This window comes from Sporocytophaga myxococcoides, assembly GCF_000775915.1.
Classification (GTDB): Bacteria; Bacteroidota; Bacteroidia; order Cytophagales; family Cytophagaceae; genus Sporocytophaga; species Sporocytophaga myxococcoides_A.
The window spans coordinates 102,446-118,467 of sequence record NZ_BBLT01000003.1; the positions used below are offsets into that span (position 1 = coordinate 102,446).

Below are 16,022 nucleotides of genomic sequence, written 5' to 3' on the forward strand. Positions count from 1 at the left end.
TGTCAGTAAAGCCGGAGAATAGTTAAAGAATTTATTTTTTTATAGCAAATTTACCTGTATATAAAACGTTTTCCCCTCTTCCTAATACAGTATATAAATACATTCCTGAATTAAGATCAGTTGTATCTAAGTCAATATTATCAGATGTTAAGCTAAGTTTTTTCACAACTCTTCCCGAAATATCTTTTACCATTATTGAAGAAGATTCTTCAGGCAGGTCAATAAACTTAACCTCATCTGTTGCAGGATTAGGATATGCCTTGCCAGTAAATAAACTGGATATAGGAGTGCTTACACTTGTGACAGTTGAATAAGAAAGATCATCAATAGTTAATGAAGTACCATCAGAGATCTGGCCCGCTTGAGCTGTTGAAAAGATAATGGAGAGTTTGTCTGGGATTATATTACCTTCGTAATCAAGGTTGATAGTAAATTTAGTATACTCTATTTTGGTTTCGTATATCTTTAATGTGCGACGAACAAGTATATCAAATACTTCCGCGGAAGGGTTCCATTTTGCTAAAACAACTTCAACCGTTGCAGTATCATAATTATCAGAATCTTGAGTAGCTCCTTGTGAAAATTTATAATATCCAGTAATAGCTGCAGGTATCTCATTTATTGATTGACCTGGCAGTTTGTAATCATTTCTGTCAAAACTACCTAGGAAAAGAGTTCCTACATTTGCATAGGTTGTAACGACACCTCCAGATTGTCTTTCTTCCAGAATATTTTTTAAAGTGACGGCATATGAACCAGAATATGAAGACTGGTCTTTTTTGACAGGCAGATCACTTGTTGAAACAGGAGTGAATTCGCTGGACCACCCGGAAGGCAATTCAACTCCGTTAGAATTTATTTCCCAGTTTTCAAATCCGCTGTTTTCAATTTGTGCAAAAGAAGGAACAACAGCGAAAAGCAGTAAAAATTTAATAACTATTTTTTTCATATAATCAGTTTAAAAATTGAAGAAACTAAAACCTTTGTATAATTAATTCTTAAGGCTTGATCAGATTCATGGATACATGATACGACTCTGTCTTTAAAAAACAGTCGCCCTTTGTTTCAGGACATTGCATTAAAAATCAATATGCTTGACTGTAATATATAAATTACAAATTCATTTATATATAGGACTTTATAAAAGGCTTATTTCAATTGACAAAGAACTGGATTTCCTACAAATTCAAGGTTTTGCTTTTATCTATGACCGGATCCCTTTAGATTGTTCACCGTTAACTTTTTTTCAATTCTCCGGCTGTCTTTGTCTGTAAGATTTCAGGAAACCGGAGAATAGAAGAAATGGTATGCTTATTTTTTGATATTAAGCTTGCCGGTATATAGAACATTCTCTTCACTGTCTAAAACAGTATATAAATACATTCCTGAATTGAGCTCGGAGGTTTCTAAATTGATATTATCTGATGTTAAGCTTAGTGTCTTTACCATTTTTCCGGAAAGATCTTTAACTACTATTAAACGAGACTCTGAGGGAAGATCTTTAAAGTTAACCTCAATAGTTGCTGGGTTGGGATAGGTTTTGCCAGAATACAAACGTGAAATCGGATGGCTTAAACCAGTTACAGTAGTGTAAGAAAGATCATCTATGGTAAATGTGGTTCCATTGAAGCCACTATGACTTTCAGGGCCTGTAGAAATCATAATAATAAGGGTATCAGGTATTGCACCATCGTCATAATTGAGATTTAATGTGAATTTAGTATACTCGGTTTTGGTTTCGAATATCTTTAATGAAGCAGTGACTAGTGAATCGGATACATTATGAGCTGGATTCCATTTGGATAAAGCCACATCAATTTTTGCTGTATCATAAATGTCAGAATCCAGAGGAGCGCCCTGATTAAATTTGTAATATCCAGAAATGGCAATAGGTCTTTCGTTTATGGCCTGACCAACCAGCTTATCAGTTTCAAAATTAAATTTTCCAAGCATGAGATACCCATAGATTCCAATAATCTCACTGTTGTTACCGTCTTCTTCAATTTCTACAATATTTTTCAAAGTGATAGCATAGGAACCGGTATAAGCATCAGGATCTTTTTCAAAAGGAGCCGGCAAGTCTTCCAGAACCCCGGGATAAAAGTCACAAGTCCACCCTGTTGGTTCTTCATTTCCATTTGAGTTGGTCTCCCAGTATTCAAAACCTCCGTTTTCAATTTGAGCATAAGACGGAATAGCTGCAAGAAGCATTAAAAATTTGATAACTGTTTTTTTCATATATAAATGGTTAAAAGTTTATAAGCAAAAATTACTGATTATCTGATACCTTCTGCAATTGAGGTATATTTTAAACAAAAATTTAGGTGCCGGTATGCTGGCTTAAAACAGGATAGTCAGTTTTTTTAAAAATCTTTACACTTTAGGATTTGCATATTTCAATTGACCAAGTGCTATTAAGTTTCAATTTTGCATTTGTCTTTGCTCCTGATTCATCTGTTAAACCTTTAATGACAGGAGTTTCTTTACTGGAAATCAAAGCCTTCAGGTGATTTTTATTTATTTCCTTTTGCATAAATAAAAGGGGTATTCGGAAATAACATCCGGACTTCCATTCGGCGCAACCATATGCAGCCTTACCTTCAAGGATAGTACCCTTTTTACATTTAGGGCAAATAAGCGTTTCTGCTTGTTTTTCCTCAATAACAGGATTGAAGTGATCGTCAAGTTTAATAGTTCCTTCAATTTCTTCTCCGCTTTCTTTTTTCAGGCCTTTAATGTTGGCAGTCTTACCGGATTTAATAAGTGACTGAAGTTGTTTGTCAGGAAGGGTTTTGCCAAATAGCTCGAATGGCACAAGAAAGCTGCAGCCATTTTTATATTCAGAACAACCAAATGCTTTTTTGCCTTTCATCATGAGTCCCTTTTTACATTTAGGGCAGCTAAGGTTTATATCTGTATCCTGACCAGTTTCAGTTTTTTTACTTTTGGTTTTCTGCTCTTTATTTTCTGATTTCTTTTTTTGTTCAGACTCAGCAGGCGTAACTTCTATGGCAATTCTTTTCGCATTGGAGTTTTTAACATGGTGAACAATTTGAGTTACCATGTGTTTCATTTCATTGAGAAAGACCCGGGCGTCAAAGGACCCTTTCTCTATATCACGAAGTTTCTTCTCCCACTTGCCGGTCAATTCGGCAGATTTCAGTAATTCGTAATCTATTGTTTGTATCAGCTGAATTCCCGTGATGGTGGGAATCAAATTTTTCTTTTCTTTCTTAATATAATTTCTCTTAAATAAAGTTTCAATGATATTGGCTCGTGTCGAAGGTCTTCCAATTCCATTTTCCTTCATTGCTTCTCTTAGTTCTTCATCAGCTACCTGTTTACCTGCTGTTTCCATTGCTCTGAGCAATGTTGCTTCCGTATAATGTTTTGGAGGTTTTGTCTGCTTCTCTGCGAGTGTTGGTTTGTGAGGGCCGGATTCTCCTTCTTTGAATTCAGGGAGTATCTGGTCGTCATCCTGCTCTGCGTCTTCTTCTTTTTTCTCTTCCTTGTATACTGCTCTCCAGCCTTCCTCCAGAATCTGTTTACCTGTCGCTTTGAATTCGGTATCTTTAACTTTACCGATAACTTCTGTTTTTGAAACCTGACAATCGGGATAAAAAGCAGCAATGAAACGTCTTGCTATAAGATCATAGACATTGCCTTCATATCCACCCAGGTTTCCGGCTTTAATATTGGTAGGAATAATTGCGTGGTGGTCCGTTACTTTTTTGTCATCGAACACGTTCTTTGACTTTTTGATAGCACTCCCCAGCAAAGGCTGAGTAAGCGCAGCATAACCAGTCATAGATGAAAGTATTCCTTTTATTTTCGGATAAATATCATCTGGAAGATACATGGTATCCACCCTTGGATAAGTGACCAGCTTTTTTTCATAAAGGCTCTGGACCGTATTAAGCGTGAGATCAGCAGAATATCCGAATTTTTTATTACACTCAACCTGCAAAGATGTGAGGTCAAACAGCTTAGGAGCACTTTCCTTACCTTTTTTCTTGGTAAAGGAAATAATTGTAAACAGCTCGTTCTGTATGTTCTGAAGAATCTTCTCTGCATCCTCTTTTACGTTAAACTTTCCATTTTTTGCCGAGAAGACAACATCCCGGTATATAGTTTTAAGCTCCCAATAAGTCTGAGGTTTAAAGTTCTCTATTTCAAGATATCTGTTAACAATCAGAGCCAGTGTTGGAGTTTGAACCCGTCCAATAGAGAGCAGTTGTTTGCCCTGAGCATATTTCAGAGTATATAGTCTCGTAGCATTGATTCCGAGCAGCCAGTCTCCAATAGCTCTTGAGCTCCCTGCCGCGTAAAGCAGATCATACTCTTTACTGTCTTTCAGATTCCTGAAACCTTCTTTCATAGCCTCTTCAGTCAGAGAGGAAATCCAGAGGCGCTTGACAGGTTTAGTACAGTTAGCTTTTGTAAGCACCCAACGCTGAATGAGTTCCCCTTCCTGACCAGCGTCACCACAGTTGATGACTTCAGTAGCTTCATTAACCAGTTTTGTTATGGTTTTAAGTTGTTTTTCCATTCCTGGGTTGTTAATACCCTTAATGCCAAACTTTGGAGGAAGAATAGGAAGGTGTTGAATGTTCCACCATTTTAACTGAGCATCATAGTCTTGCGGTTCTTTCAGTGTACAAAGATGGCCAATAGTCCAGGTTACCTGATAACCATTACCTTCAAAATAACCGTCTTTTCTGTTTTTGGCTCCCAGAAGTTCGGCAATTTCTCTCGCAACACTTGGTTTTTCGGCTATGCAGACTTTCAATTTCGCTAGTTTAAAATTTCAGGATTTTAAAGATACTAAAAAATTGAAAAGTGATTTCATTGAAAAAGCCAGAGTTATTAACAAGTTTTTCTGTCATGGAGATGAAGGTGCTGGATAACAATTGTTTGGTAAGTCTCTGAAGAACAGTCAGCCTTAGAATTATTCATTTTTATGAAGGAATGATTTGTGTACATAGAAAATTTTTAAAAGACAAAATTAGACCAAACCTCTAAGGAGAGAATAAAAGTTTTCTTTTCATTTAAGAATACGGGAAACCCTTTTGCTCAAGCTCGTCATGACTCAATCAAGGTCATAAACTATTTTAAACATAATCAAAATTGCCCGGTTTTTGAGTCGATATATCTTTTCAAATGGACAGATTGTTTTTGATTTAATGAATAAGGCAGGTGTAGAAATTCTTTATCTTAAAGATTATGCTCATTTTTTATTTCAGAACCACCTCACCGACCTTGCCAAGCAGGAATTGGTTATTAAGAGGGAGTTGGAACAGCCATTGCTGAAATGGTTGAACCATTTAACGGATGAAGAATTTTTAAAGATTATAGAAAAGCGTCTTACAGTATTCCTTAGGCATATGATGGAAGGTAGAGGAAACGAAGACATAGAAAGAGGGATATCTGATTGGAAGTCGGATCAGCTTCAGGAACTTTCCAGATTACAAGTAACTGCTATGGATATTGCTGTTGATTATGGCGCACGAAAAAAAGCCTTGTTGAAATTTCTCCCTTATTACACTCATGACCTTGATCTTGCCTTGAAAATTATTAATGAGATAGTTGACTTTTATACGGTACATGAAAAAAGGGCGATTGAGGCATATACTGATATTCAGAAAGAAGAATCCGAAAGAATTATCAAGTCGCAAAAAGAAACGGAGCAAAAACTCCTGGTTAAAGAAAAGCGGCTTGAAGAGTCACAAAGAATGGCCGAACTTGGTAATTGGGAGTTTGATCTTTCTACAGGTGTTTACTCTTGGTCTGATGAGCTTTTCAGAATGTTCGGGTTGTCTTATAAATCTTCGATGGGCTTAGATGATATCTTTCCGCTAATGACAAAAGAAGCTTCAGAGAGAATACAAGAAAACATTCATAATGCTCTGGAGTTTGGGACTTCTTATACTCATGAATATGAGATCATACGACCTGATGGGCAACATAGAATCGTAAGAACTTATGCTGTGCCGGAAAAAGATAAGGATGGCAAAGTAAAATTGTTAAAAGGAATTACACAGGATATCACTCACCTCAGAGAGACAGAGGGGCTATTAAGGCAAAGTCAGGAGCTGTTAGAACAGATAGCCAAATTAGCCCCAATAATTATACTTGTTATCAGAGTCGAAGATAATGAGCTTATTTATTATAATGAGAATATTTTTGAAAACCTTGCCATAAAAGAAGTTGATGTAAAGAAAAATGGTTATAACCATTTGTTGGAAATAATTCATCCTGATGATCTTAAAACTGTCATTAATAGGAGTAAAAGTTATAGATCTATTAAGGAGAATGAAGAAAGTATAATGGAGTTCAGGATAAAGGATAAGGCCGGAAACTGGAGATGGTATTATTCCAGGTCTATTGTTTTTAAAAGGAATGGGAATGGCGAGGTTACACAAATTTTATTTACTGCTTCAGACATTAATGATCTTAAAAGCGCAGAAGAGACTCTAAAGCAGAATGCTAATTTCATTCAAAAGGTCGCTGAAACTATTCCCAACATTCTTTATATATATGACATCAGGGAGCAAAAAAATGTCTATGCAAACCGTACAGTGGGTGACGTATTGGGCTATTCTCCGGAGGGGTTGAAGGACCTTGGCACCAATGTGTTGACCACTTTTCTGCATCCTGATGATTTGCCGAAGATAACCAGGTATTTCAATGATTTTGTGAATGCGAAAGAAGGTGAGATAAGAAAACTTGTCTATAGAATGAAGGACGCAAGAGGGAAATGGAGCTGGTTCATCAGTATGGATACAATTTTTGCAAGGGATGAAAAAGGGATGCCCTTTCAGATTTTAGGGGTTACTCAAGATATTACAGATAGGGTTGAAGCAGAAGAAGCGCTAAAATATAGTGAAGCACAGTTGGTTGAGGCACAAAAAATCGGCCATGTCGGAAGCTTTGATTGGAATATGAAAACAAATATTGTTCAGGGAACGCAGGAGTTTTTTAAAATATTTGGATTAAACGGAAATAACGGAACAGTGAGGTTGGAGGAAATTCAGGATTTGATACCAGAAGATGACGCTCGGAAGATGTTTAAACTTGTAGAGGAGGCTGTCCTTGATAATAAGATGATAGATGTTGATTTCAGGATCAATGTCGGAGAAAAAACTCAAAACCTGATATCCAGAGCCAAAATATATAAAGATGAGAGTGGACAAGGAGCCAGGGTTGTAGGCTCAATTTTGGATATTACAGAAATCAAACGAACAGAGGAAACCTTAAAGATAAAGAATGACGAGCTGACGAATGCTTATGATAAGCTTGACAAGGCCCAGAGTAAACTCAGGAGTATCAATACTGAATTGGAGAAAAGAGTTAAAGAAAGGACAGCAGAGCTTGAAGAAAGTGAAGAGAAGTACAGAGCATTTGTTGCACAAAGTCAGGAAGGTATATGGAGGTTTGAACTTCACATTATTAATGATATAGATGTTGCTCTCTCAAGTGAAGAGCAGGTGCAAAAAATTCTGGATTATGGCTATGTTGCAGAATGCAATGAGAGAATGGCTCATATGTATGGCTATGCATCTTCCTCAAAACTTACTGGCCGTACTATTAAAGAGCTGTTTGATACAAATGATGAGAAGATCGTTAAGATCTTTAGAAGGTTTGTCGATTCCGGTTATAAGCTGGAAAACTTATTGACATATGGAAGTGGACCGAATGAAAGTAAAAAATATTATTCAAGCAATGTGCTGGGAATTGTTGCGAAAGGAAAACTTGTCAGAGCCTGGTCCACTCAGATTGATATTACAGCAGCGAAAGTTGCAGAGAGAGAGATGAAAGCGAGCGAAGAACAATACCGCTTTCTTGCTGAAACGGTACCTCAATTATTCTGGGCCTCTGATGCCAATGGGTGTATAGAATATTATAATCAAAACTGGTACAATTATACAGGCTTAGAATTTGATAAAGACCAAAAATGGAGCTGGATAAATGCTGTTTATGATAAGGATAAGGGGCCGTCTATATCTAAACTTAATGAGTGTGTGAAGTCCGGAGAGATGTTTGAAATAGAATGCAGACTGAGAAAACACAATGGTAACTTTGAATGGCATTTAGCCAGGGCATTGCCACTTAAAGGTGATGGGGAGATTAAGAAATGGTTTGGGACATTCACTGATATTAATGAAAGAAAGCTTATAGAAGAAAATCTCCGGATCAAAAATGAAGAATTATCAAAGATAAATCTTGACCTGGATAATTTCATATATACAGCTTCTCACGATCTTAAAGCTCCTATATCGAATATAGAAGGTTTGTTGCTGACAATCAACGATACGCTTGATCCGGAGCATTGCAAAGATGAGGAGATTGTTCAGCTCTTTGAGATGATGGATAAATCTATTCTAAGATTTAAAAGGACCATTCATGACCTGACTGAAATAACAAGAGCCCAGAAGAGCGCAGAGGAAGATAAAGAATATGTAGTGTTTGAACGGATTTTTGAGGATGTAGTAACTTCTATCTATGATCTTGTGAATGCTACTCAGGCAACCTTTGACCTTGATTTTTCTGTCCCTTCAATAAAGTTTTCAAGAAAAAGTATGAGAAGTATTTTTTATAATCTTATAAGCAATGCTTTAAAATACAGACATCCAGATAGAAAACCTGTCGTAGAAGTTAAAACAGAGCAAGAAGAAGATTGGACAGTATTAACAGTAAAAGATAATGGGCTTGGAATTTCGGACACAAATAAAGAGAAGGTTTTTTCTATGTTTAAGCGCCTTCATGCCCATGAAGAAGGTTCTGGTGTCGGATTATACATCGTTAAAAGAATTGTTACCAATGCTGGCGGAAAAATAGAGCTTGAAAGCAAAGTTGATGAAGGTACAACCTTCAAAGTTTTCCTGAAATGATTTTAATATTCCGGAGTATAATTTTCGATATAATCAGACAATTTTACCAATAAATTTTCAAGGATAGTTATGGTTTCTTTGTCAATAATTTTTTTGTTGGAGTCAAGCTTTGAATTTACATTAGCTATGCTAAATGAGCCAATCTGTTTGACTCCTAAGGCCGTTAATGACATTTGAAGGGATGCAAGAGCTTTTTCACCTCCTGTATTTAGAGGTGAAGCGCTTAAAGTCAGTACTGGTTTTTCATTGAATTCACCAGAAGAAACACACCAGTCCAATGCATTTTTAAGAACTCCGGGAAGGTTAAATGCATATTCAGGAGTACAGAATATTATCCCGTTTGCATTTTTAATCAACTTGCGTAGTTTCTCCACAGCCTCTGGTGTTTTGCCCGAATCCCTTTCCGGACTGAAATGAGGTAGGTCGTCCAGTGCTGAAAACAAATCTATTTTAATTGATGGACTTGCTAGCTTTGCCATAAACCTTAGTATAGAGGTGTTTGTCGAGGTTGATTTCAAGCTTCCGGATATTGCCAAGAAATTTTTCATTTGCTGCTGCTTATTTAATTTACTGCCAATTTAGGTAATATGTTCAGACCAAATGTTGATTTTTATGCAAAATTGTATCAATTTTTAGAGTAAAATTACCTGATAGTTTTGGCTTATTTCATTCATTAAAGTTGGTCCTGAACATTAATCAGCTGTTATATATTGATTATGAATTTACACCTGATTCCATCGTTTTGCTTTTTAAACTTGTAAGGTTTATATTTGAATCATTGTCAGTCACTTAATTCTTTTTAATCATTAGCTGGATTTCCTGACCCTGATACTTAAAGGCTTTTCTATCAATTATTTGAATGTTTAAAATATACTAAGAAAAGATGTCTATAATATGGAATTTATATATGCTATAACATTTTCATTGATATCTTACATTTGTTGTGGCCAGTCAGTTTCTACATATGTTATTAACAGAAGAGGTTATTTAGCGGGCGAGATTGCTCTACCTGCAATTGGTAAAGATGATTTAATTATAACTGAAGGAGCCCTTCATCAAGCTTTCACAGGTTTCTTATCCTTGGTATACCGCAAATGCTGCAATTTTGGGAACAATGTATCGTGGAGATGGAAAAACTGCTTTTGCATTACCTGATCTTAGGGGAAGAGTACCGATATATGCTGTGAAAGGGTTAGGGCTTAGCTCCTATACCAAAGGACAGACAGGAGGTACGTGAAACTATATTTAGAAATCTATACAAAAAAAGGCTCTTTGAACTAAACTTTTAATTTTGAATTTACAATTCGATAAATGCGGCAATTGCTACCAATTGCCGCATTTGTGTTTAAAGTATTTATGCTTATTACAAAAAACAAATTCATCTGCGCATATTAATCTTTGCAGGATTTTGTCAGGCTTAAAGATTTTTATCATGGAAGTCATATGCTTCCATTATTACTTCTTTTAACAGTTTGATAGGTTCTATTAGTAATGCTTGGCTGGTTTGTCAGTGATAATGAAAACCACTATTCAGGAGGGAGGACTGAATCTGTGACTATTGAAGCCATAGTGATCGAAGATATGATTATAAATTATATATAAATTTCTATGGATAAAAGGCAATGAGATAATAACTATGTTTAAATTTTTTAAAAGATTAAGTATTTATGGAACATCTCCGGGCTTCAAAACCTGGGAAAATAGAAATATTATCATTGCCAATAGTATTGCTTTGTGTGTTGCTATCCTTTTGAGCACATTTATAATGCTTGATTTTTTTATCTACCGGTCAAGTGCACTTGTTGTAACAATTTTTATGTCAATGGTACTGTCAAATATTTTTACTCTTTTCTTGTCAAAATATGGATATATCAAGGCTTCAAAATTTTTGCTTACAGTAGCAAACTGTTCAGGAATGCTTGTTATGACTATAGCAGATAAAAAATCTGGTACCGCTATTCACGATGCTTATTTTTTTCTTCCGCGAACTGCTTTGTTATTGTTATGTATTATACCTCTTGCAATTTATCAGTTAGAGGAAAGAGTGGCCTTGATTAGCAGTATGATCTTTGGTTTTTTAACTCTGATTTTATTTGATCCTATACATTATCTATTTGGAGTGGATTATTATCAGATGGGCTTTCAGGATGACAAGTATTATTTTGCCAACGTTGTATATTTTCTATTTTATTCCTTTCTGATTGGTAGCTTTGGTTTTTTTAAAAAGAACATTGAATCATTTGAAAGGAAGAATCACCTTCTGGTACATTCATTAAGGGGGAAAACCGAAATTGTTCAGGCTCAGAAGGTCGATTTGGAAAGTAAAAATTATATTCTTGAAAAGTTACTGAGTGAAAGAGATAAAGATCTTTCGAAGGTTACGGAAGAACTTTTCAGATACAACCAGGAATTATTGGAATACTCTTATACGCTTTCACATAAAATCCGTGGTCCTGTTGCCAGTGTGCTAGGTCTGTTAAACCTGATTAGAATTACAAGAAATCAGACGGAGATACGGGAGTACCTTAAAAAGCTGGAGCAATCGGTCCTTGCTTTGGATAATATTATTTATGATCTTAATAATATTGCAGATATTCAGCAGGAAAGTTATCAGACAAGAGACCTGGTGTATTTCAGAGAGGAGTTTGAAAAAGTTATAAATCATCTGAAGCCCAAAATTAGGGACTATGATGTAAAGATTTCTGAAGACTTTAAGGATGCGCCTGAAATATACTCGGTTCAGGAAAAAATATATTATGTGCTAAATGAACTGATTACAAATGCTATTCAGTTCAGAAAACCAGATCGTCAGCTGGAGATTTTCGTCAGGACTTACAGACAAGGGGACAATATAGTTATAGAAGTACGTGATAATGGCTCCGGTATGGATCTGGATAGTTACGGTGATGATCTGTTTAAACCTTTTAAGAGATTTCATCCGGACGCTTCAGGAACAGGACTTGGCTTGTATATACTCAAACTTATTGTAGAGAAACTGCAGGGTGAGATTATAGCTGATAGTTCCAGAAAGTTTGGAACTATAGTTAAGGTTATTTTAAAAAATCGATTAAATTAGAACCAGGTAAGGAATTTATTTTCATTTTATAAAATTGGTTTTGCAGGAATTTTATTATCTAAATGGTCTGCAGGTTAAGGAAGCGGTTATGACCTGTTTATCAAAACCATGCTTCGTTTTGTCTCGTAAAAAGTAAGAATAGTACAAATTTTCATATACACTTCAGGACACTGCATTTTCGTAATTTCGTTGAAAGTCAATTGAACACCAGGTCTTGTAATGTTAAATCATACAGGTATGCGCGATAACTACCCAATAAATTCATTATTCTCTAAAATTTCATCAGGAATATTTTTAGCCACTTCGTTTTTCTGCTTTTCCGGCAATTCCCATGCCCAGAAAATTGAAATCTGGCAAGGATCGGTTTTGCATTCACATAACAGCACTGTAGCTTTCCCCCCTGCAGCAGAAACAACTCCTTCACTGAGTTTCGTGATAAAAAATGCTGGAAATGCAGATCTTCAATTGACAGGAGAACCTTTGGTGAGATTTAATAAGGTGGTTGATTTCTTTCTGAATGATGAGCCATCTGCAACTATAGTAAAACCAGGTGATTCTTCAGTATTTTCAATATCTTATTTTCCATCATCAAGCGATGTAAATACAGCTCGGATATTTATTGCTTCCAACGATCAGGACAATGAAACTTTTATACTTAATCTAACGGGGCCTGGAAACTTGCTCTATAGCTCCCTGAATCAGTGGCCAGGTAATGCCAACATACAATCCAGCGGTGATGCTGGTTACGCCGGAGGCGTTTCTGTTAATATTGAAAATGTTAAAATTTCAGGAAAGACAAACACTTATTGGGGGCCAGTTGTAGATTCTCAAGGGTCCCTGTCTCTGAGCCTCACTTATGATGGTTTCAGTGTATCTGATGATGAGGTAATGAAGTTCTCGCCGGGTGAAAGCAGTTTGGAAAACGGTATTCTTGTTTGGAAAGGGAGGTCAATCCTGATTGATGCTATCGACGGAAGTTCTCCTATAGTTTATACTAGAGCAACGTTACAAGCTTTGAAAGGAGATGGTTCTGTTTATCCTTTGATTAATCCAGATATGCTAGGCTTGCCTTCTCAGATTGGTGGTCTTGTTAAATTTTCTTCTGAAATTGATAAGCTTGAAGCCAACCTTCTGGTAGAAGCATCTTTATCTCCTGATGCTGACTATATGCCGTTCCAGGAGTTTTATGAGACACAAGCAATACCTGCAGATCCAACATCGGCATATTACCTGGGAAATCATGGCTTTTATTGGTATAATCTTCCTCCTGTAGTTGAAACAAATATAGGACTTGTGCTTAATGAAGGAGGAAAAGAAATTATAAATTCAGAGCTCCTGAATATCTCTGATGAATCTTCATCCGAATCAGTCACCTTTTCTTTTGACCCAGCTCTCACAACTGATAATCCTGTTAAAAACGGGACGGGATACCTTGTTCTAAAAAGTGATACCCTTAAAAAATCAGATTCCTTTACTTTAAAAGATCTGGAAGATGGAAATTTAAGTTTTGTCCATAATGGAGGAGGCGCTGTTTTTGAAGATGCGTTTAATTTTATTGTAAAAGATGGTAAGAATTCGGTCGCATCAGATAATGGTTCTTCATTATTTACTTTTAAAATAGATATCGAGCCCGTTAACGACTTGCCAATAGCAAAAGCAGATACAATTTATATATCTTACAAAGGAAGTTATTCAGGCCAGTTGGTGGCTACTGATGAGGAGCAAGACAATCTGACATTTGAAATAGTTGATCAGCCTTTGCTTGGATCTGTTGACCTAAAGGAAAATGGTAGCTTTATTTATATTTCTGCTTCCACTGGTTCTGCAACAGACCTTTTTACTTTCAGAGTACATGATGGATCCGGATTCAGTAATGTGAGTGGAGTTTTGATTAATCTTATTAATTCTGCTCCGATTGCAAAATCTGAACATATTACTACAAGAGAAAATGTTGAGGTGTCAGGGAATCTTTCAGCTTCTGATGCAGAGGGTGAGAACTTAACTTTTCATTTAATTTCTAATGGTTCAAAAGGTAATGTGGAGATGGAAGGAGATGGATCTTTTACTTATAAGCCTGGTACCGGAAAATTCGGAACCGAGATATTTTCTTTCAAAGTTATTGATAATGCCGGAAATGAGTCGCCGGTAATGCCTTATTATATTCACATAAAACCCTCCTTAGACGAAGGTGATGTGCTGATAGCTGACGGAGATAAAATTAGAATTGTGGATCCCTCGACTTCTCAGGATAGCATAGTAGCTTCCGGAGAATACATTAAAAATGCCAGAAATGCTTATTATAAAAATGGAACAAGTTTGTTTGTGCTGGATGCAGAATCAGGCCTTGTTAAAATAGACATAGAAACTGGATTGCAGACATTGTTGGTGGATGTTAATCGTTTCAGCATGCTTCCTTCCGATCCTTTGGCACCTGCAATGGTTATGGATAAAGCTGGTAATTTGATCATGGCTGACGGCACTAATGGGGTAGTCAGAATTGATACAGCAACAGGTTTTGTTGAGTCTGTTTACCAGGGCGGAGATCTGCAGTTTGCAAGCGGAATATTACTATTGAGAAATGGAGACCTGGTAGTAGGAAATGCTGGAGTGTTTTTTGGTGCGCCAAGCTCTATACTGAAAATATCACCTAACAATTTTGTCGTAAATATCAGCACTGGTAATGATGTCTTGCTACCGTTGGATATTGCTTTGAAGGATCAGGAGAACATCTATGTTGCCGATGGAGGTAGCCTTGCTTCGGGAACAGATGAGGTCTTTACACTAAACCTTTTGGATGGAAGTAAAGAACATATTTCTGCTACAGGAGATCTTAACTGGCCTGCCGGAATAGATTTTCAGCAACAAAAAGAGTTGTTCTATGTGATAAGTCAGGGCGATAAATCAATATTACGGTATGACTTAAATGGAGCAAAGTCAGTTATTGTTACAGAGGATGGTTTGGTGAATCCTTTCGGACTTTTTGTGATTCAAAGGACAAATATGAAGCCTGAATTTACTTCCATTGATGCGTTATCTGGAATATTCGGGACTGTTTACAGGATAGATCTGGATACTGTTTTGACTGATGATGTTGACGCTCTTTTCGACCTTTCTGTTGAAGTCGAATCGTCAGATAGAAGTGTTGTTGATGTGTCAATTGATGGTAAGATTATTACTTTAATCTGCCTTGGTTCCGGGAATGCGGATGTTACTATTAAAGCTACAGATACTGATGGTGCTTTTACATTTAGTGATTTTAAAGTATATGTAGACAGGGAGATTCAATACATCACATTTGATCCTATACCGGATAAATCTATCAACAGTAATGATTTTACAATAGTGGCAAATTCAAATGCCCAGTTGCTGGTAACATTTGAAGCATTATCATCTAATATAATAGTAGAAGGTGACAAGGTTCACATTGTTGAGCCGGGATTGGCAAAAATTAAAGCTAAACAAGAAGGCAATGATGAATTTGCTCCTGCAACTCCGGTAATACGGTCCTTCTGTGTAATTCCGGGTCAGCCACAAATCTTCCAGACGGCATTTGAGGATGGCACGGTTTTGTTGAGCTCCAGTGATGAGGACGGAAACCAATGGTATTTTAATAATCAACCTGTTGAAGGTGAAGTGAGCAATACCTTATTAGCTACGAAAACCGGATTTTATGGAGTTAAAACAATAGTTGATGGCTGCGAAGGTGAAATGTCTGTGCTTGCGGATATCATAGTTACAGGAATAAATTCGAAACTTGCTTTTGCTCAATTACAAGTATTTCCTGTACCGGCTGAGAATATGATAACTGTTCGCTTTGAAAATGCAGCTTCAGAAATCAGACAGGTTGAAGTCTTTGATGTTCTTGGGCAAAAAGTTTATAACGGGTATTCAACTCAGGAGACAATTGAAATAAACATTGAAAATCTAAGTGGTGGGCAGTATTTGATGAAATTAAGTACTTCAGAGGGATTAATAACTAAGAGGTTTATAAAAAGATAAGGAATCTTTAAGCTATAAAAAGAAGGAGGCTGTCTCAAAAGGACAGCCTCTTCTTT

At 36.4% G+C, this 16,022-nt stretch carries 8 protein-coding genes; 4 read left to right on the plus strand and 4 right to left on the minus strand.

The window, feature by feature from the left end:
* Positions 1-31: 31 nt before the first annotated feature.
* The 3 genes from MYP_RS08320 to MYP_RS08330 form a co-directional block, all read right to left on the minus strand.
* Positions 32-949: a T9SS type A sorting domain-containing protein gene (locus tag MYP_RS08320; protein ID WP_045461518.1), complete on the minus strand. Its 918-nt coding sequence runs from the start codon at positions 947-949 to the stop codon at positions 32-34.
* A 362-nt stretch (positions 950-1,311) separates the two neighbouring features.
* Complete coding sequence (locus MYP_RS08325; protein WP_045461519.1) at positions 1,312-2,238, minus strand: T9SS type A sorting domain-containing protein; 927 nt, start codon at positions 2,236-2,238, stop codon at positions 1,312-1,314.
* Positions 2,239-2,380: 142 nt separating this feature from the next.
* Complete coding sequence (locus MYP_RS08330) at positions 2,381-4,789, minus strand: type IA DNA topoisomerase (RefSeq protein ID WP_045461521.1); 2,409 nt, start codon at positions 4,787-4,789, stop codon at positions 2,381-2,383.
* A gap of 394 nt (positions 4,790-5,183) precedes the next feature.
* On the opposite strand from MYP_RS08330, the gene MYP_RS24865 reads away from it, so the two are divergent.
* Positions 5,184-8,891 (plus strand): PAS domain-containing sensor histidine kinase, encoded by a 3,708-nt coding sequence (locus tag MYP_RS24865; protein ID WP_052430035.1) that lies wholly within the window; start codon positions 5,184-5,186, stop codon positions 8,889-8,891.
* A 2-nt stretch (positions 8,892-8,893) separates the two neighbouring features.
* On the opposite strand, the gene MYP_RS08340 is transcribed toward MYP_RS24865, so the two are convergent.
* Positions 8,894-9,439, minus strand: coding sequence for an NADPH-dependent FMN reductase (locus MYP_RS08340; protein ID WP_045461523.1), 546 nt, complete (start codon positions 9,437-9,439; stop codon positions 8,894-8,896).
* 506 nt (positions 9,440-9,945) lie between these two features.
* Here MYP_RS08340 and MYP_RS25670 point away from each other — a divergent pair.
* The 3 genes from MYP_RS25670 (at position 9,946) to MYP_RS08350 (ending at position 15,966) form a co-directional block, all read left to right on the plus strand.
* Positions 9,946-10,128 carry a tail fiber protein gene (locus tag MYP_RS25670; RefSeq protein WP_262506749.1) on the plus strand — a complete coding sequence of 61 codons (183 nt, stop codon included), beginning with the start codon at positions 9,946-9,948 and terminating at the stop codon, positions 10,126-10,128.
* 399 nt (positions 10,129-10,527) lie between these two features.
* Positions 10,528-11,967: a sensor histidine kinase gene (locus MYP_RS08345; protein WP_045461525.1), complete on the plus strand. Its 1,440-nt coding sequence runs from the start codon at positions 10,528-10,530 to the stop codon at positions 11,965-11,967.
* Between the two features lie 237 nt (positions 11,968-12,204).
* Positions 12,205-15,966: an Ig-like domain-containing protein gene (locus MYP_RS08350; protein WP_197060042.1), complete on the plus strand. Its 3,762-nt coding sequence runs from the start codon at positions 12,205-12,207 to the stop codon at positions 15,964-15,966.
* Positions 15,967-16,022 lie beyond the last annotated feature (56 nt).

What these genes read in the sequence shown, in the direction of transcription:
- MYP_RS08320 (WP_045461518.1), bottom strand. Translation starts at nt 949, where the DNA reads ATGAAAAAAATAGTTATTAAATTTTTACTGCTTTTCGCTGTTGTTCCT.
- MYP_RS08325 (WP_045461519.1), bottom strand. Translation starts at nt 2,238, where the DNA reads ATGAAAAAAACAGTTATCAAATTTTTAATGCTTCTTGCAGCTATTCCG.
- MYP_RS24865 (WP_052430035.1), top strand. Translation starts at nt 5,184, where the DNA reads ATGAATAAGGCAGGTGTAGAAATTCTTTATCTTAAAGATTATGCTCAT.
- MYP_RS08340 (WP_045461523.1), bottom strand. Translation starts at nt 9,439, where the DNA reads ATGAAAAATTTCTTGGCAATATCCGGAAGCTTGAAATCAACCTCGACA.
- MYP_RS08345 (WP_045461525.1), top strand. Translation starts at nt 10,528, where the DNA reads ATGTTTAAATTTTTTAAAAGATTAAGTATTTATGGAACATCTCCGGGC.
- MYP_RS08350 (WP_197060042.1), top strand. Translation starts at nt 12,205, where the DNA reads ATGCGCGATAACTACCCAATAAATTCATTATTCTCTAAAATTTCATCA.